General features: G+C 63.9%; 16 protein-coding genes and 4 pseudogenes. 2 read left to right on the top strand and 18 right to left on the bottom strand.

What is annotated here, in order from left to right:
• Positions 1 to 134: 134 nt before the first annotated feature.
• The 7 genes and pseudogenes from I5M_RS23480 to I5M_RS23450 form a co-directional block, all read right to left on the bottom strand.
• Positions 135 to 1,016, bottom strand: a pseudogene (locus tag I5M_RS23480) (alpha/beta fold hydrolase); the annotation flags it as partial.
• A gap of 104 nt (positions 1,017 to 1,120) precedes the next feature.
• Positions 1,121 to 1,822 carry a helix-turn-helix transcriptional regulator gene (locus I5M_RS31040; protein ID WP_083909666.1) on the bottom strand — a complete coding sequence of 234 codons (702 nt, stop codon included), beginning with the start codon at positions 1,820 to 1,822 and terminating at the stop codon, positions 1,121 to 1,123.
• Positions 1,823 to 1,855: 33 nt separating this feature from the next.
• Entirely contained in the window at positions 1,856 to 2,776 is a 921-nt protein-coding gene (locus I5M_RS23470; protein ID WP_244432082.1) for an alpha/beta fold hydrolase, read from the bottom strand.
• 52 nt (positions 2,777 to 2,828) lie between these two features.
• Positions 2,829 to 3,538, bottom strand: a pseudogene (locus I5M_RS30510) (SDR family NAD(P)-dependent oxidoreductase).
• Positions 3,535 to 3,726 (bottom strand): hypothetical protein, encoded by a 192-nt coding sequence (locus I5M_RS23460; protein WP_022723624.1) that lies wholly within the window; start codon positions 3,724 to 3,726, stop codon positions 3,535 to 3,537. The pseudogene I5M_RS30510 and the gene I5M_RS23460 overlap by 4 nt, the downstream one beginning before the upstream one ends.
• 24 nt (positions 3,727 to 3,750) lie before the next feature.
• Positions 3,751 to 4,380, bottom strand: coding sequence for an FMN-dependent NADH-azoreductase (locus I5M_RS23455; protein ID WP_022723623.1), 630 nt, complete (start codon positions 4,378 to 4,380; stop codon positions 3,751 to 3,753).
• A 123-nt stretch (positions 4,381 to 4,503) separates the two neighbouring features.
• Positions 4,504 to 5,391, bottom strand: coding sequence for an alpha/beta fold hydrolase (locus I5M_RS23450; RefSeq protein WP_022723622.1), 888 nt, complete (start codon positions 5,389 to 5,391; stop codon positions 4,504 to 4,506).
• Between the two features lie 139 nt (positions 5,392 to 5,530).
• On the opposite strand from I5M_RS23450, the gene I5M_RS23445 reads away from it, so the two are divergent.
• Complete coding sequence (locus I5M_RS23445) at positions 5,531 to 6,460, top strand: LysR family transcriptional regulator (protein WP_022723621.1); 930 nt, start codon at positions 5,531 to 5,533, stop codon at positions 6,458 to 6,460.
• A 31-nt stretch (positions 6,461 to 6,491) separates the two neighbouring features.
• Here the strand turns inward: I5M_RS23445 and I5M_RS23440 are convergent, their stop codons facing one another.
• Genes I5M_RS23440 through I5M_RS23425 form a run of 4 tightly spaced genes read right to left on the bottom strand, consistent with a single transcriptional unit; the run spans position 6,492 to position 9,116 of the window.
• On the bottom strand, positions 6,492 to 7,241 hold the full coding sequence (locus tag I5M_RS23440; RefSeq protein ID WP_022723620.1) for a ferredoxin reductase: 750 nt from the start codon (positions 7,239 to 7,241) through the stop codon (positions 6,492 to 6,494).
• Positions 7,241 to 7,858, bottom strand: a complete 618-nt coding sequence (locus I5M_RS23435) for a molybdopterin-dependent oxidoreductase (protein WP_022723619.1) — start codon at positions 7,856 to 7,858, stop codon at positions 7,241 to 7,243. The genes I5M_RS23440 and I5M_RS23435 overlap by 1 nt, the downstream gene beginning before the upstream one ends.
• 56 nt (positions 7,859 to 7,914) lie before the next feature.
• Positions 7,915 to 8,508, bottom strand: a complete 594-nt coding sequence (locus I5M_RS23430; protein ID WP_022723618.1) for a cytochrome P460 family protein — start codon at positions 8,506 to 8,508, stop codon at positions 7,915 to 7,917.
• Positions 8,508 to 9,116: a cytochrome P460 family protein gene (locus I5M_RS23425; RefSeq protein WP_022723617.1), complete on the bottom strand. Its 609-nt coding sequence runs from the start codon at positions 9,114 to 9,116 to the stop codon at positions 8,508 to 8,510. The genes I5M_RS23430 and I5M_RS23425 overlap by 1 nt, the downstream gene beginning before the upstream one ends.
• A 168-nt stretch (positions 9,117 to 9,284) precedes the next feature.
• On the opposite strand from I5M_RS23425, the pseudogene I5M_RS33880 reads away from it, so the two are divergent.
• Positions 9,285 to 9,638 (top strand): annotated as a pseudogene (locus I5M_RS33880) (aldehyde dehydrogenase family protein).
• Between the two features lie 450 nt (positions 9,639 to 10,088).
• Here the strand turns inward: I5M_RS33880 and I5M_RS23415 are convergent.
• The 7 genes and pseudogenes from I5M_RS23415 to I5M_RS30505 all read right to left on the bottom strand — a co-directional run.
• Positions 10,089 to 10,796 carry an ABC transporter ATP-binding protein gene (locus I5M_RS23415; RefSeq protein WP_244432081.1) on the bottom strand — a complete coding sequence of 236 codons (708 nt, stop codon included), beginning with the start codon at positions 10,794 to 10,796 and terminating at the stop codon, positions 10,089 to 10,091.
• Entirely contained in the window at positions 10,796 to 11,536 is a 741-nt protein-coding gene (locus I5M_RS23410; protein ID WP_022723614.1) for an ABC transporter ATP-binding protein, read from the bottom strand. Before I5M_RS23410 ends, I5M_RS23415 begins: the two co-directional genes overlap by 1 nt.
• Entirely contained in the window at positions 11,533 to 12,519 is a 987-nt protein-coding gene (locus tag I5M_RS23405; RefSeq protein ID WP_244432080.1) for a branched-chain amino acid ABC transporter permease, read from the bottom strand. Before I5M_RS23405 ends, I5M_RS23410 begins: the two co-directional genes overlap by 4 nt.
• 25 nt (positions 12,520 to 12,544) lie before the next feature.
• Positions 12,545 to 13,438: a branched-chain amino acid ABC transporter permease gene (locus I5M_RS23400; protein WP_022723612.1), complete on the bottom strand. Its 894-nt coding sequence runs from the start codon at positions 13,436 to 13,438 to the stop codon at positions 12,545 to 12,547.
• A 103-nt stretch (positions 13,439 to 13,541) separates the two neighbouring features.
• A complete protein-coding gene (locus tag I5M_RS23395) occupies positions 13,542 to 14,723 on the bottom strand; it encodes an ABC transporter substrate-binding protein (RefSeq protein ID WP_022723611.1) in 1,182 nt (393 codons plus the stop codon).
• Positions 14,724 to 14,760: 37 nt separating this feature from the next.
• Entirely contained in the window at positions 14,761 to 15,567 is an 807-nt protein-coding gene (locus I5M_RS23390; protein ID WP_022723610.1) for an enoyl-CoA hydratase/isomerase family protein, read from the bottom strand.
• Between the two features lie 19 nt (positions 15,568 to 15,586).
• Positions 15,587 to 16,585, bottom strand: a pseudogene (locus tag I5M_RS30505) (AMP-binding protein); the annotation flags it as partial.

The raw sequence follows: 16,585 nt of genomic DNA, 5'->3' as shown, positions 1-16,585 counted from the left end.
AGAGCGTAGCCGAGATTGGGGATGAAGCCGAACGCCGCCTTCATGGCGTCGAGTTGGGGCCGCGCCGCCGCGGGCGCCGATGCCTCTCTCAGCGGACCGAATAGGGCAGCGCCCTGTTCAGCGTCGAGCGTGCGGGCCAGGAAGGCGCGGATGATCGTCGCGACCTCCTCGAGATTGGTCTCGAGGGGAAAATGACCGGCATCGACGAAGCGTACTTCCGCGTCCGGATTATCGCGGCGGAAGGCCTCCGCCCCCGCCGGCAGGAAGAAGGGATCGTTCTTGCCCCATACCGCGAGCATCGGAGGGCGGTGCTTGCGGATGTACTCCTGGAAGCGCGGATAGGCGGCGACGTTCGACTTGTAGTCGCCGAACAGATTCAACTGGATCTCGTCATGATGCGGCAGATCGAGGAAATGTTGATCCAGCGCGATGCTTTCCGGGGCGATCATCGACGGATCGGCGGCGCCGTGCTCGTACTGGAAACGGGTGGTGCCTTCTTGAAGGAAAGCGCGCAGATTGCTTCGGTTGATTTCGCTGGGATCCTGCCAATAGGCGCGGATCGGATTCCAGCCTTCACTGAGCCCTTCTTCGTAGGCATTGCCGTTCTGCGAGATCAGTGCGAGCACTTTCTCCGGGCGCGCTAAAGCGAGGCGGAAGCCGACGGGCGCACCGTAGTCGAATACGTACAGCGCGTAGCGCTCCAGGCCGATCGCGTCGGTGAAGCTCTCGATGGTTTGAGCCAGGTGATCGAACGTGTACGTGTAGGCGCTCGGATCAGGTGCGTCCGAGAAACCGAAGCCGGGAAGATCGGGCGCGATGACCTGGTACTTGTCCGACAGCCGGGCGATCAGGCCGCGATACTGGTGGCTTGAACTCGGAAAGCCGTGCAGCAACAGGACGACAGGAGCGTCCGCAGGGCCGGCCTCGCGATAGAAGATCTTGATCGGCGCGCCGCTCGGGCGGTCGTTCACCTCGATGCTGCGAAACTTGGGGGAAACGGACAAATCAGCCTCCATCTGGCAGGCCCGCTCGATCTTGGTCGAAGACGGGCGGAAGGTTCTGGAATTCGATATGTGATCGGACGATGACGTCGCGCTGCGGACGTCTCATCGCGCGACGGTCATGCTGCAGAGGGAGGCACCTCCCGACTACCCGGCCGGAGCCGGGATTTGGGATCCGCGACGCAGTCCCGCAGCATGCGGCGCCAGTCGCGCGGCGGCAGTCCCTCGCTGCGGCTGAACAGACGCGTGAGGTGTGCCTGATCGGCGAGCCCACAGGCCAACGCGACCTCGGCGATCGGGGAATTTGACGTCAACAGCATTCGCTTGGCGCGCTCGAGCCGGTTCCTCGTGACGTACTCGGAATAGGAAATGCCGGCCGCCTTCTTGAAGGCCCGCGAGAAGTAACCGGTGCTCATGTCGACCGCGCGTGCAACGTCCCGGATGCGAAGGCAAGAGCCGAGGTGCGCGTTGATGTACTCTTCGGCTTCCTGGATTTTCCACTGTGTGAGCATCCTGTGCTTCGCACGCTTGACCTCCGGCGAGCCGCTCAGCAGCGCGAAAGCATCTTCGACGCGGCAGCGTGCCGTGTCGTGATCGTCATCGAACAGCGCCAGAGCCTGCCCGAGTAGCTCCAACGCCAGTCGCCGTCGGTCAGGACGCTCCGCATGGTCGCCGCGGGGCCTTCCATATGCGGTCATGCTGACCAACCCTCTCTGATCATCACCCGCACCATGAGCGGGGATGCGGGTCCGGGCGAGTTTGGCGGCGTTAAACGGCGTTAAATCCGCCGCCTCGCCGCAAGTCGAGCCATGGACCTGCATCGACCCCTCCAGCTGCGTTCGTCTCCGGACCCGTCAGAGCCGCTGTTTCTGCATGAAGGCTATGACCAGGCGCGCGACCTCGTCGGTCTGTTCGTCGAAGACGAAGTGCCCGGCATCCAATTGATGGATCTCCGCATCCGGGAGGTCGCGCTTGTAGGCGTCACCACCCGCGGCGATGAACGACGGATCGTTGCGCCCCCAGACGACCAGGGTCGGTGGCTTGTGTTGGCGCAGCCAGGCCTGCCAGGCCGGATAGGACTCGACGTTCGTCCGGTAGTCGTAGAGCAGCGCAGCCTGGATCTCGCGCTGTCCCGGCTTGGACAAATGCGCGATTTCGTCGGACCACGTATCCGGATTGTAGCGTTCAGGGTGCGATGTACCAAGCGTATGCCGCTGCTCTGTCGCGGCCGGCGACATGAAGGCTTCGAAGACTTCGGGGTGCGCCTTCGGATCGGCCCAATATGTCCTGATCAGCGCCCATTTGGGGCCCAGGCCTTCCTCATAGGTGTTGGCGTTCTGAGCGATCAGCGCCTGCACCCGATCGGGGCGCATGACCATCATTCGAAATCCGATCGGCGCCCCGTAGTCGTGAATATAGAAGCTGGCTTTGGTGATGTTCAGCTTGTCGAGCAAGGCGTTGGTCGTCTTCGCCAGATTATCGAACGTATAGGTGTAGGACGACGGCGGCGGCGCGTCGCTGTGGCCGAATCCGGGAAAGTCCGGCGCGATCAGGTGATATCGTGTCGCCAGTAGCGGGATAATCGGATCGTACTGGCGCGACGACGAAGGAAATCCGTGGAGAAGCACGATGGTCGAAGCGTCCTTCGGTCCGGCTTCGCGATAGAACAGATTCAAGCCGTCGACCTCGACGCTGTGATAGGTCGTCGTCGCATTCGTCGCTGGGACCGGCTCGGCGTTCGCCACGCCGGTCAAGATTGAGGTTGCCGTTGCCATTGCCAAAATACTCCTCATGTTCCACTCCGCTCGAGACTCGATATGATTTCGTTCAACGACCGGCCGACTGGCCGCCGTCGACATGCAGGATTTCTCCGGTGACGAAGGGTGCGGCTTCGAGATAGAGGATCGCTCCCACGATATCGGCGATCTCTCCCATGCGGCCCATCGGGTGAAGGGCTGCCTTAACTTCATGCGTCTCCGGGGCGTGCATCGGCGTCTTGATGATGCCAGGGGACACTGCGTTGACCCGGATGCCGCGCTTTGCATATTCGATCGCCAGACTCCTGGTGGCCGCGTTGATACCGCCCTTGGTCAGCGAGGCGAGCACGGACGGCACCTTCGAGTTTCCAAGCTCGCCGAGCGTCGTCGTCACGTTGACGACGTGTCCGCTGCCGCGCTTCTCCATGGCTTCGATCGCGGCCTGCGTGGTGTAGAAGAAGCCGTTCAGATTGGTGGCGATCATCAGGGAATACTGTTCGGGCGTGTATTTGGTGAACGGGCCCGGAATGAAGGCGCCGGCATTGTTCACGAGGGTGTCGACCCGCCCGAACCGCGACAGCGCCTCGGCGACGATACGGGGGCCGGTCGCGGGATCGCCGATGTCGCCGGCGATCGTCAGCACATCGGCGTTGTCCGACGGCTCGATCGAGCGCGAAGTCGCGACAACCCGATAACTGCGGCTCCGATAGGCCGCGACCAGCGCTTCCCTATTCCTCTCGATGCGCCGGTAACGATGACGACTTTTCGGTCTTCGCTCATGACTGAGCTCCTTGGTTCGTAGTCGAATGCTTGCATGCGTCGGCCCCCCGGAGCCGACCAATCAATGTGGTCTCGAGCCGCCAGACGTCGAAGGCGCAAGAAGTCTCCGGAAGCACGCCGGCAACACCGTCGCCGTCGATATCGAGTGCGAACATGCCGTTGACGAGAACGACGAAACCGCGATCCATGATCGTTTCCTCGGCGGATCGGCTTCAATCGCGCCCGGCGAGACGAACCGCGTCGGCCACTGCGGCCGCGAAGGCGCCTTCGGGATCGGCGTTGAGCAGCGTCGGCTGAAAGCGGATCTCTTCGATGTCGGTGACACCGGCCTGGTTCAGCCAGTCGCGCAGATAGGTGGAGTGATGATCAATGCCGAAGGCGGGCGACGGCATCGATGGTCCGAACGCGCCGCTCGTCAGGGTCAGCACGGCTTTCTTGTTCTTCAGCAGTCCGAAGTAACCGGTCTTCGGATCGAGGCCCCACAGCATGCCGGGCTGATGGATCACGTCGATGTAGTGCTTGAGCCGGTAGGGGATGCCGTTGTTCCACATCGGCACCGCCAGCAGGTAGCGGTCGGCCGCAATGAAACGGTCGGCGATCGCCGCAACCTCATCCCAAACCGTCTTGTCACGCCCCTGATGAGTCTGGCCGGTCAGGATCGCAAGTTTCGCCGCCACCTTGTCGCCATCGAATTCGGGAAGCACTTCCGTAGACAGGTCGATCGTATCGACGACGATGTCCGGCTTTCGCTCGCGCAGCGCGGCCAGATAGGCGTCGGCGATCGCGTTGCTCTTCGAGGCGCTGCCCCGCGGCGATGCCTTGATATAGAGGACCTTGTCCATTGCATGTCTCCTTGGCTGGNGACGAGCGTCCCCGTTGCGTGCACCGCTGATCCGGGCCGCTCTGATTTCGGTTGTTTGTCGAGAGCGGCCTGCGCTACGCGCGGTGGCCGCCGGTTCGGACGGCTAGGCCGACGTCTTGGCCGGCCGGCTGTCGCTTCCGAACACCACCTTGATTTCGGCCGCGACGCGCGGGCCGTTCTCGTCGAGAACAAAGTGGCCGCTGTCGAGCCAGACGAGCTTGGCGTCGGGGATGTCGTTCAAGTACGCGCGCGCCCCCGGCGGAATGAAGAACGGATCATGCTCCCCCCAGATGATCAGGGTTTTGGGCTTGTGCGTGCGAAAGGCTTGCTGCCAGGTCGGATACAGCGCGACGTTTGTCTTGTAGTCTTCGAGCAGATCGACCTGATAGTCCTGCGTGCCCGGACGATCGAGCAGCGCCTGGTCGAGCACCCAATTGTCCGGGTTGATCGCCGCCGGATCCTTGGCGCCGACGAGCCAGTGAAATTTCGTTCCTTCGAGGCTGACGAAGTCGCGGGCCGGCTTTTCGGTTTCGGCGTTGCGGTTCTCCCAGAGCGGGACCAGCACCTTCCGCGGCGCCTCGCCGACACCTTCCATGTAGGCGTTGGTGTTCTGGATGACGAAACCCTTGACCAGTTCGGGGCGCTCCGCGAACAGGCGGAAGCCGATCGGCCCGCCGTAATCCTGCATGTAAAGGACGTACGACTTCATCCCGAGCACATCGACCAGACCGGAAACGTGCGAAGCCAGATTGTCGAACGTGTAGGTGAACTCGCTGCGCGAGGGCGCGTCGGAGTGGCCGAAGCCGACATAGTCCGGTGCGATCAGATGGAAGCGATCGGCCAGCGCCGGGATCAAGTCCCGAAACATCTGGCTGCTGGTCGGCAGCCCGTGCAGCAGCAGGATTGTCGGCGCGGCAGGATTGCCGGCTTCCCGATAGAAGATCTTGCGGCCGTGAACCATGGCGGTGCGGTGATAGGTCTGGGTGGTCATCTGGATTGTCCTCCGCGATCAGTTGCCGGACCAGCGGTGCGTCCGCCGTCGCGTCCTGCGGTGGGTTTTGGATCTTTCCAGAAGCGCCGGATAGCTGATATATCCGGGAGCAGACCTATCGAAAAATGGAAGGCCTTGGGTGGACCGTCTGGACGCCATGTCGGTGCTGCTCGCAGCGGTGGAAGCCGGAAGCCTTTCGAAAGCCGGTAAGAAACTCCGCCTGCCGTTGGCCACAGTCAGCCGCAAGGTGTCGGACCTCGAAACGCACCTGAACGCGACGCTGCTGATCCGGTCGACGAAAGGCCTCGACCTGACGCCGGCGGGCCGCTCCTACGTCACCGCGGCGAAATCGATCCTCGAGCAATTGCACGAGGCGGAGCGCGCCGCATCCGGAGAGTACACCGAGCCGAAAGGCGACCTCGTCGTCACCGCCCCCATCATGTTCGGGCGGATGAATGTGCTGCCGATCGTGATGCGTTTCCTCGAGGCTTTTCCGGGCGTCTCGGTCGGTCTGGTGATGACCGATCGGGTAACTCATTTTCTCGAGGACCAAGTCGACGTCGCGCTGCGCATCGGTCCGCTGGCCGACAGCAGCCTGATTGCCAGCCGGCTGGGAGAGGTTCGGCACGTCGTCTGCGCGAGCCCGGATTATCTGGCCACGCACGGCGCGCCGACGACGCCGGACGAACTGGCGCAGCATCGCGTCGTTTCGTTCGATAGCGTGTCGGCGCTGAGCTCGTGGATATTCCAGGCCGATGGCGCTCCGATCACCACGTCGTTCAAGTCCCGGCTCAGCGTCAACACGATCGATGCGGCGATCGACGCCGCACTGTCCGGAGCCGGCCTCGTCCGCGCCGTGTCCTACCAGGTCGCGGACTACGTGCGCGACGGACGACTGGCCCTCGCGCTGGAAGAGTTCGAGCCGAAGCCGCGCCCGGTCCACCTCGTCTACGACGCGCACAACCGGATGCCGCTGAAGCTCCGCGTCTTCGTCGATTTCGTCGTGCCTCGATTACGCCAGCGCCTCGTCGAGATCGCACTCAAGCCGAGGCCCGCGGCTGATCAATGATCCACGGCGCCGCTGCGCCGGCTGTTGTCGGTCATTCGCCGGTCGGACCGAAGCGCTCGGTCCGCACCTTGTCTTCCGGATGTCCCATCGCGGCGAGATGGCCGGCGACCGTCTCGACGAAAGCCGCAGGCCCGCAGACGAATACGTCCGGATGTCCCGCGGGCGTGAACTCGCGCCGGGTCAGCATGACGCGTCCGATCCTGCTGCGCTCGCCCTTCCAGCCCGGAGGCGCGCCCCTGGTTACGGTGTGGGTTAGGATCACGCCGTTGGGCAGAGCCGCAAGCGCCTCGAGCCCCTCGCGGTAGATGATCCTGTCGGCGGAGCGCGACGAATAGAGCAGGCGGGCGAGCCGCTCCGATTTCACCAATGCGCGTGTCCGTAGGATCGACATCAGCGGCACGATGCCCGATCCTCCGGCGAGCAGCAGCAGGCCGTTGTCTTGTCGCGGCGACCAGGTGAAGTAGCCTCCGATCGGGCCGCGCAATTCGATGCGATCCCCGATCCTCAACTCGTTGTGCAGGAATTCCGACACCTCTCCATCAGCGACCAGATCGATGGTCAGATCGATATGTGACCCGGTCCCGCTGGCGGACGCGATCGAATAACTACGCTGCGCGACGTAGCCGTCCTCGGCCGTCAGCCGCAGATCGACGTGCTGGCCGGCAAGATGGCCGGGCCAGTCGGGGACGTCGAACGTGAAGGTCTTGACGGTCGCAGTCTCATTGCGGATCGCCACCGCCGTCGCCAGCAGCCAGGGGATCGTCGCGATCGTCTGATCCACTACGGATCACCGTGGTATCGTTGTTCGCGCCAGGGATCACCGCGGAGGTGATAGCCGCGCGATTCCCAGAAGCCCGGATCGTCCTTGTCGCGAAACGCAAGCCGGCGCACCCATTTGGCGCTCTTCCAGAAATACAAATGAGGCAGCAGCAGACGAGCCGGGCCGCCGTGCGAGGGCAGCAGCGGCAGGCCGTCGTAGTGGGTGGCGATCATCGCGCGGCCGTCGATCAGGTCGGAGACGAGCAGGTTGGTCGTGTAGCCGCCGTCGCAATGGGCCATCAGATAGCCGGTCGGCGGGACCGCAAGGTCGGCGGCGCGGAAGATGTCGTCGATCGTCACGCCGCGCCAGCGCGTGTCGAACTTGCTCCACTGCGTCACGCAGTGGATGTCGGTTTGCAGGTCCGTTTGCGGCAGCGCCTCGAACTCGGCCCACGTCCAGGTCGCGACCAACGAGCCGCCGTTCTGGAGGGCCAGCTTCCAGCGATCGAGCGGCGTATGGATCGTCGGCCCCGCTGTCAGGACCGGAAACTCGGGAGTCAGGTACTGGCCGGGCGGCAGCCGCGCGCGATCGGTCGCATCGGTGCGGCGCTTGCCCTTGAAGCCTCGGGTCACGTGCATGGCGGCACCTCCGTCACCGATCCTACGACGCGCGCAATCACCCGGCCACCTTCGCCCTATTTCTTCAGCGGTGGGTAGCCGAGCGTGTAGATCCACTCGGTCGCCCTAGCCGGCACATGACAGCTCTGGCAGTCCGTCTTGTAGTCCGTCGACGTGGTCTTGGTCGGATTGCCGGCATCGAACCAGGACCAGCCCCAACCGTCGCCCCAGAGCTTGTTTCCGGCGTGATTGTTCTTGGTGTCGCGCACCATCAGGAACCAGCCCACGAGCTTGTCTTCGTGGCTCACGGACCCGGTCGTCATGTCCTTGGTCGTCGCCTCGTAGACTTCCTTGACCAGCACCGCTCCCTCGGGGAAATGGCCGGTCTTGCGGAAGGCCGCGATCGTGCCGGGCGACGCGTAGACGACATGCATCTGCTTGGCGCCCTTGCCGTCGTCACCTGCGACCGACCACGTACCGAGAAATTCGTAGGTGGTCCTGTAGTCGGGCGGAATGTGCATGTTGCCCATCGCGTCCGTGACGGATGCCGCGGCGCTTTCGGTCGCGGCGCCTTGCGCCATGGCGTTGCCGTGGCTGAACAGGACCAGCGCGCCGAAGCTGGCTACCGCGACGGCCGTCATGATGAATTTGGCTCGGGATGTCGTGGTCATCAGTCGAGCTTCGGATTGTCGAGGAGCGGATAGAACTGGGTCCATACTTCGTCCTTCTTCGCGCTTGCCATGTGACAGTAGGCGCATTCCGATTTCGGCATCGCCTTCGCAGTCGCCGCCTTAGGCTCGTAGTGATGGAAGTTGAAGTAACCCCAGCCGCCGGTGTCCGGGAAACGCTTGGTATCTTTGACAGTCACGTCGGCGCCGTTGAGCGGACCGCCGAAATATCCGCGGCCCGAGAGTTCCGTTCGCGACCCGTCGGAATTCTCTCCCGGCAGCGTCAACTGAAGCTCTTTGAACAGGATGGTTCCTTCCGGAAATTCGCCGGTCTGCTTGTAGATCTCGTACGAGCCCGGCTCGATGTAGACGTTGTGAAACTCGGGGAAGTTCGCCTTGCCGCCGTTGAGGGCGTTGGGTGTCAGCGGGGATCCGACGAAGACCCATCGATGAAATCCCTTGGGGAGGATCAGATCGCCGCTCGCCGTCCACTCCGGCAAATAGCGCTTGGGAGTCGCCGGGGTCTGGGCGTCGCCCGGTCGCGCCGCCATGAAGCCGACAAGCACAGCCGCGCCGACAACCAACCCGGCGATCGGAAATCTCTTCAACATATACGTCTCCTTGGTCCATGCAGCCGCGAGATGATCGCCTGCGCACGCTCTGAATTGGCGGGATGAGAAGACATGTCTCCGCACCGAGCGTCTTGAACCTGGATGACGCTATTGAACCGAGCCGACCCCGGTGTCCATTCCCGCAGCCCGAGCGAAAAATAGGCTTGGATGTCGCCTATCGGAATCCTGCTCGACGTGTCCTCCGACGCTCGGCTGTGGCGCGAGGAGATCTTCGGCCCGATCGCCCTGATCCGCGGTTTCGACACCACCGAACAGGCACTCGGACTGGCAAACGACTCGCCCTTTGGCCTGCAGGGCTCGGTATTCACCCGAGACCTCGCCGCCATGCTGCGCTTCGCTGACTAGTTCGACGTAGGAGCGCTTTGGGTCAACGAAGCGACCCGTTTCCGGCTCGACAACTATCCGTTCGGCGGCGTCAAAAACAGCGGCGTCGGGCGTGAGGGCGTTCGTTACGCGATAGAAGAATTCTCACAGCTGAAATTCATCGGTGTGACGGTTTAAAGCGCGTTTCTCCCAAGATCGAGAAGCCGTCCGGGCCGACATGAACGCAGTCTGTCGGGCTCGGCCGGCCTACCACGAGATCTAAATCGAACCAGATGTCGGATTATGACCCAAAGCGGCCGTGGCAGGGCAAGGCAAATTCGCTTCCAGTGACGCCGTAAGCCGCTATGGCGCAAATTTAGCGTTACGGAATGCAACAGCCCAAACGTTGTACTTGCGCGTCTCTACCCGAGGCGGTTTGAACAGCGGATGTTGTCGACCATCGTAGAGCTGCGGACGACGTTCTACCGCGCACGCAGAGGAATGATGAAATCCTATCGCGCTGCGAATTTGTCGAGGCGTAACGTCTCCGAGGTTGTCAGCGTCATGAAGAACAGCAACATTGGATGCGGGCGTTCCAGCGCCTTGACGAAACAGACCAGCCTTGCGGCACCTCAGCCGCACTTAGGCTTAGACCGCGATCGCTTTGATGAGTTTTGCCCGGTCAGTCTCGCTTTTGGCGTCGCCTCGAACGATCACCGTGCCACGCTCCAGCACGTAGAAGCGGTCGGCCACGTCGAGCGCGCCGTGGACGTTCTGTTCGACCAGCAGCACGATGGCGCCAGCCGCCTTCATCTCGCTGATGATGGCGAACACGTCGGCGACGATCATCGGCGCCAGCCCCTCACTCGGCTCGTCGATCAGCACCAGTTGAGGTCGGCCGACCATGACGCGGGCCATCGCCAGCATCTGCTGCTCGCCGCCCGACATCGTGGTGGCGACCTGCCGGCGTCGCTCGGCGAGCCGCGGCATCCGCTCGTAGATTCGGTCGATCTCGGCCTGCTGCTCGGCGCGTGAGCGGCCGGCACGCTGCATCAATCCGAGCCGCAGATTCTCCTCGACGCTGAGGCCGGGAAATATCCGCCGGTCTTCCGGCACGAAGCCGACGCCGTGGCGGCACACCTGATCGGGCGGCAAGCCGTCGAGCCGCTTGCCGTCGAGCTGAATCGCGCCGCCGCTGGGCGTCACCCAGCCGGCGATGGTCTTGAGCAGCGTCGTCTTGCCGACGCCGTTGCGGCCGAAGATGCCGACGACTTCGCCGGGGCGCGCCTCGATCTGGACGCCCTGGATGACATGCGAGAGTCCGTAATGGACGTGGACTTCGTCGAGCTTGAGCATCATGCGTGACCGAAGTAGGCGGCTTGGACCGCGGGATCTGCGCGCACCACGGCCGGCGGGCCTTCGGCGAGTTTCCTGCCGTGCTGCATCACCACGACGTGCTTGGAGATGTCCATCACGACGCCGATGTCGTGCTCGATCAGCAGGATGGTGACGTCGCGCGACAGGTCGCGGATCAGCCGCGCGGTGTCGAGCGTGTCGGCGTGGCTCATGCCTTGCGTCGGCTCGTCGAGCAGTAGGATCGACGGCCTCGCCGCCATCGCCACCGCGATTTCGAGCCGGCGCTGCTCGCCGTGGGATAGCCCGCCGGCGAGATCGCCGGCCTTGGCGGAGAGGTCGAAGCGCGCGATCAGTTCGTCGACCCGCGACCGCGCCGGGCCTGGGCGGCCGACCGGCAGCAGCATGCGCCTCTTCGACTCGAGCCGCTGCGCGGCAAGCCGCAGATTTTCGAACACGGAAAGTTCGAAGAATAGATTGGTAATCTGAAACGAGCGTCCCATTCCGGCGCGCTGCAGCAGATGCGGCGAGCGGACGGTGACATCGGCGCCGTCCAGCACGACGCGCCCCACGGTCGGGCGGAGCTGGCCGCTGATCAGATTGAAAAGCGTCGACTTGCCGGCCCCGTTAGGACCGATCACCGCGGTGATGGCATTCGGCTCGGCGTCGAACCAGACGTCGTCCACGGCGCGCAGCACGCCGAACGATACGCCAAGGCCGCGAACTTCGAGAACTGGCTTCATCGCGCTGTCCTCCTGAGCAGACGCTCGATCCAGGGACGCACCAAACCCATCAGCCCCTTGGGCAGGAAGATCACCGCAGCCATGAACAACAGGCCGATGACGACGAGATGGTGCGGCGTCCACGAACCGATGACCGACTTCAGCACGGTGAGGATGACTCCGCCGTACAGCGCGCCGGCCAGCGTGCCGACGCCACCGGTGACCACGGTGATGATGGCGTTACCCGAGGTCGAGAAGAACAATAGCTCCGGTGAGACGAAGCCGCGCAGCATCGGATACAGCGCGCCCGACAGGCCGGCGACGACCGCGGCCAGCACATAGGCGGCGAGCCGGGCGGCACGTGGCGAATAGCCGAGGAACGGCACGCGCCGCTCGTTCGCGCGCAGCGCAATCAGGACGCGGCCGAACGGTGTTTCGAACAGATAGGCGACAGCCAGATACAGAACGACGATGACGCCGAGCGTGATCAGAAAGAAGCCGGCCGGCGCGTTCGACTGCACGGTGCCGAAGCCGAGATCGACCGGGACCACCGGGATGCCGATCAGGCCGTCCGAGGCGCCGAGTTCGCGCGTGTTGTAGACCGCCTTGGCGGCGACTTGCGCCAGGCCGAAGGTGACCAGCGCGAAGTACACGCCGCGCACGCGGTAGACAATCAGGCCGGCCAAGGCGCCGACGATGACGCAGGCGACCAACGCGGCTGCCATCGCGGCCCAGAACGATGGGACCCGCTGCAGCACAAGCGCCGAGACGTAGGCGCCGAGGCCGAAATACAAGGCTTGGCCGAGCGACAGCAGACCGGTGTAACCGAGCAGGATGTCCACCGACAGCGCCAGGCCGCTGAAGATCAGCGCCTCGGTGGCAAGCCGGAGGTAGAAGGTGTCGTCAATCGCCACTCCGATGGCGGCGAACGCGAGCGCCAGCGCGACAAAGATCGCTACCAGCACGTGGCTGGCGCGCATGGCCAGCGTCAGGCGATCTTGCACGGGACGAACCAGGACGGTTGAAGGATCACGCATGGCCGAGCCGCCCGAACAGGCCCTGCGGCCGCATCACCAGCACCAGAACCATGACGGAGAACACGATCGGATCGCCCCACACCGGCGAGACGATCAGGCTCGCCAGCGCCTGGATCTGAGTGATGACCAGCCCCGCGATCACGGCGCCCATGATCGACCCCATGCCGCCGACGATCACCACTGTGAAGGCGAGGAAGATGAAGTCACGGCCCATGGTGGGAAACACCGAATAGATCGGCGCAAGCAGCACGCCGGCCAGCGCCGCCAGCGCCACACCGAATGCGAAGGTCAGCGCGAACACCCGTGACACGGGCACGCCGAGCGAGGCCGCCATGTTGCGGTCATAAGCCGCCGCACGCACGATCGCGCCATAACGCGTCTTGTTGACCACCAGTGCCACCGCCGCGACGATGGCGACGCCGACCACGATCAGGAACAGGCGATAGTTCGGCAGCAGCACGCCCAGCACCTCGACGGCGCCGCTGATCGGCGTCGGCGGCCGCTGCGTATTCGGCCCGAACACGATCTTCAGCCCCTCCTCCACGACGAGGCCGAGGCCGAAGGTGAGCAGCAGCGTGGTCACGTGACGATCCGGCGAGTTGAACACGCGCTGGATCAGGCCGCGCTCCACCACATAGCCGATCGGCACCATGATCAACGGCACCAGCACCAGCAGCAGCCAGAAGTTGACGCCGGCGGCGCCGAGCGCCAGCGCCAGGTAAGCACCCATCGCGTAGAACTCGCCATGCGCCATGTTGATGACGTCGAGCAGGCCGAAGATGATGGTCAAGCCGAGCGCCACCAGCACCACCGCCACACCGAGGGAGAGCCCGGTAATCATCTGCGGCGCGAGCACGAACTGAATGTAGTCGAGAAATGGAGCCATGCGGCGCCCCTGCTGCGGTGTTTCGGCTGGTGCGTTCGCGCATCGCGCGACGGTCTGCGAAGAAACTGCCGCGGTCGAGAACGACCGCGGCAGGCTAATCAACTTAGAACCTGGTGCACTCGTCGGGGCCGATGGCTTCGTCGCCGCCGACCTGGCCGACGATGTTGAACTTGCCGTCGTTGACCTGCACCACGTACATCGGCTGCACGGCCTGATGATCGCCGCCCCGCATGGTCTTCTTGCCCTGGGGCGTCATCCACTCCAGCCCTTCCATCGCCTTGCGCAGCTTGTCGGTGTCGGTCGACTGCGCTTTCTCGACGGCGGCCTTGAAGAAGTAGATCAGCCCGTAGCTGTCGGCGCCGTACAGATCAGGATCGGCCTTGTTGGCCGCCTTGAAGGCTTCGACGAACTTCTTGTTCTCCGGCGTGTCGATCTGCGTCGAATAGCCGGAGCCGGTGGCGAAGCCGTTGGCGGCCGAGCCGATCGCCGAGATGTTCTGCGACGTCACCGTGCCGGACGCGCCAACCACGATCAGGTTCTTGGCGAGGCCGAAGTCCTGCATCTGGGTGAGCAGGCGCACAGTGTCGTTGCCTGCCACCGAGGTGTACAGCACCTCCGGCCGGGCCTGGCGCAGCTGGCCGAAATATTGCGTGTAGTCCTTGCTGTCGAGCGGCGCGAACACCTCGCCGACCGAGGTGGCGCCGAGCCCTTCGATGGTCTTCTTGAAGGTGGCGACGGTCGAACGGCCCATCTCGTAGTCGGGGCCGAGGAAGAACACCTTGGCCTTCGGCTTCTGCTTGGCCACCCAGGCGGCCAGCGCGGTCGATTGCTGGCCGGCGCGGGCGTTGACGCGGAACACGTTGGGCGAGCACTTGTCGGTGGTGATCGAATCCGCGAACGAAACCGTGGTGGCGATCAGCTTCTTGGCGCGTTCGGCGGTCTGGCCGACAGCCAGCGTCGATCCGGAATTGACCGTGCCGGTTAGGAAGTCGACCTTCTGCACCTCGAACAGTTTCTCGGCCTTCTGCACCGCGACCGACGGATTGGCCTCTTCGTCCTCGAAAATCAGTTCGATCTGACGGCCCATTACGCCACCGGCGGCGTTGACTTCCTTGGTGGCGAGTTCGAGTCCCCAGCGCACCTGCTGGCCGATCGGCGTATAGGTGCCCGACAGCGGCGTCACGACGCCGATCTTGATCGGATCGGCGGCCGACGCGGCGTGGACCGACACCGCGAGCGCGGTGCCGGCGAGTAGTCCTGTCAGGACCGATGCTGTCTTGGTCATGGTATGGTTCCCTCCGTCTTTGTTTTGTTTGATGAGTTCACAGGCCCTTGAATTTCGGCGGACGTTTCTCGTCGAACGCTTCGACGCCTTCCTTGAAGTCCTCGGACTGGCGCAGCCGGCTGTAGCAATGGCCTTCCAGCTCGATGGCGATGGCGAGCGGCGAGTCCTCGGTGTCGTTGAGCAGCTTCTTGGCGGTGCGCTGCGCCAGCGGCGAGAATGTGCGGAGTTCGGCGACCAGCGCATCGGTCGCCTTTTCCAAATCGGCGTCCGGCACGCACTCGGTCGCGATCCCCCACTCGTAAGCCTGCTTGGCGGAGATGCGCCGCGACCGCATCACGATGTCCTTGGTCCGGGTGATGCCGATCATCATCTGCAGCCGCGCCGAGCCGCCCGAGCCGGGGATCTGGCCGAGCTTCTGCTCCGGCAGCGCGTACTGCGTGGTCTCCGAGGCGATGCGGAAGTCGCAGGCCAGCGACAATTCGAAGCCGACACCGAAGCAATAGCCGCGATTGGCAACGACCACCGGTTTAGAACAGCGCGCCGGCGAGGCGATGTTCCAGGCCAGCTTTGAGACATGCTCCGGCGTCGCCTTCATGAAGCCGCCGATATTGCCGCCGCTCGAGAAATGCTGACCGACCGCGCGCACCACGATGACGCGAACCCGCGGATCTTCGTCGAGCGTTTCGAACACCAGGCGGAATTGATCGCGCTGCGGCATCGAGACGATGTTGTAGGGCGGCCGGTCGAGCACGATGTCGGCTCGTTCGTTGGCCTCGTCAAGCTCGACGCGAAAGCCGTCGAGCTTGTCGAGTCGCGGGTCCTTGAACGAGTAAAGGTCAGCCATTGTCGTTATCCTTCGAGGTTTAGGAAGCTTTGGAAGTGGCGCTCGGCGCCTGTGTTTCCGGGTCATATTCGCCGGCGATCAGCATCCGCCGCAGCAACTTGCCGACCGGCGATTTCGGCAGCGCATCGACGAACACGAAGCGGCGCGGGCGTTTGAAATTGGCGAGGCCGGAGGTGCGGCAGAAATCGTCGAGCTCTTGGCTGTCGACGAACGCACGGCGCTTGACGAAGGCGGCGACGATCTTGCCCCAGCGTTCGTCGGGCAGGCCAACGACCGCGACTTCGACCACCGCGGGATGCAGCGACAGGCAGCTTTCGATCTCGACCGGCGAGACGTTCTCGCCGCCGGTGATGATCATATCGTCGACCCGGCCGGTGACGTACAGGTCGCCGTCGTCGTCGAAAAATCCGGTGTCGCCGGTGAAGTACCAACCATCGCGCAGCGACTTGGCGTCGGCATCGGGGCGCCGCCAATAGCCTTCGAAAGATTCGTCACCGGCCAGCGCCGCGACGATCTCGCCCTCTTCGCCTGCGGCCGCGATTTCGCTGGCCGAAGCCGCATTCATCTTCACCACCCGGATCAACTGATTGATGCCGGCGCGGCCGGCAGAGCCGGGCTTGGCGACGGCGCTCTGATCGACCGTGAAGGTGTAGATTTCCGAACTGCCGTAATGATTGACGAACAGATCCGGCCTGAACGCGCCTTCGAGCTTCTGCAACAAGCCGTCGGTCATCGGCGCGCCGGCGAAGCCGAGCTTGCGCACGCTGGAGACGTCGGTGGTGGCGAACGCCGGATGTTGGACGAGATCGTGATACAGCGTCGGCACAAGATAGAGATTGCTGACGCGCTCATTGGCGATCACCGACAGCGCGCGCGCCGAGTCGTAGCGCGGCAAACAGACGAAGGTGCCGCCGATCAGCGACATCGCGATCAGCCGACGCACGCCCATGGTTGTGATACAGCGGCATCACGCCGAGCGGTGGTCTCCCCGCGGCGAAACATGTTTCTGCGCCACATG

Source organism: Rhodopseudomonas sp. B29 (assembly GCF_000333455.1).
In the GTDB taxonomy this organism is placed as follows: domain Bacteria; phylum Pseudomonadota; class Alphaproteobacteria; order Rhizobiales; family Xanthobacteraceae; genus Rhodopseudomonas.
The sequence above is the reverse complement of the archived record's forward strand: the minus strand, read 5'-3'. Positions and strand labels throughout refer to the sequence as shown.

What these genes read in the sequence shown, in the direction of transcription:
- I5M_RS23435 (WP_022723619.1), bottom strand. Translation starts at nt 7,858, where the DNA reads ATGCACGTGACCCGAGGCTTCAAGGGCAAGCGCCGCACCGATGCGACC.
- I5M_RS23450 (WP_022723622.1), bottom strand. Translation starts at nt 5,391, where the DNA reads ATGACCACCCAGACCTATCACCGCACCGCCATGGTTCACGGCCGCAAG.
- I5M_RS23470 (WP_244432082.1), bottom strand. Translation starts at nt 2,776, where the DNA reads ATGGCAACGGCAACCTCAATCTTGACCGGCGTGGCGAACGCCGAGCCG.
- I5M_RS23390 (WP_022723610.1), bottom strand. Translation starts at nt 15,567, where the DNA reads ATGGCTGACCTTTACTCGTTCAAGGACCCGCGACTCGACAAGCTCGAC.
- I5M_RS23430 (WP_022723618.1), bottom strand. Translation starts at nt 8,508, where the DNA reads ATGACCACGACATCCCGAGCCAAATTCATCATGACGGCCGTCGCGGTA.
- I5M_RS23425 (WP_022723617.1), bottom strand. Translation starts at nt 9,116, where the DNA reads ATGTTGAAGAGATTTCCGATCGCCGGGTTGGTTGTCGGCGCGGCTGTG.
- I5M_RS23400 (WP_022723612.1), bottom strand. Translation starts at nt 13,438, where the DNA reads ATGGCTCCATTTCTCGACTACATTCAGTTCGTGCTCGCGCCGCAGATG.
- I5M_RS23410 (WP_022723614.1), bottom strand. Translation starts at nt 11,536, where the DNA reads ATGAAGCCAGTTCTCGAAGTTCGCGGCCTTGGCGTATCGTTCGGCGTG.
- I5M_RS23415 (WP_244432081.1), bottom strand. Translation starts at nt 10,796, where the DNA reads ATGCTCAAGCTCGACGAAGTCCACGTCCATTACGGACTCTCGCATGTC.
- I5M_RS23455 (WP_022723623.1), bottom strand. Translation starts at nt 4,380, where the DNA reads ATGGACAAGGTCCTCTATATCAAGGCATCGCCGCGGGGCAGCGCCTCG.
- I5M_RS31040 (WP_083909666.1), bottom strand. Translation starts at nt 1,822, where the DNA reads ATGCAGGTCCATGGCTCGACTTGCGGCGAGGCGGCGGATTTAACGCCG.
- I5M_RS23460 (WP_022723624.1), bottom strand. Translation starts at nt 3,726, where the DNA reads ATGGATCGCGGTTTCGTCGTTCTCGTCAACGGCATGTTCGCACTCGAT.
- I5M_RS23395 (WP_022723611.1), bottom strand. Translation starts at nt 14,723, where the DNA reads ATGACCAAGACAGCATCGGTCCTGACAGGACTACTCGCCGGCACCGCG.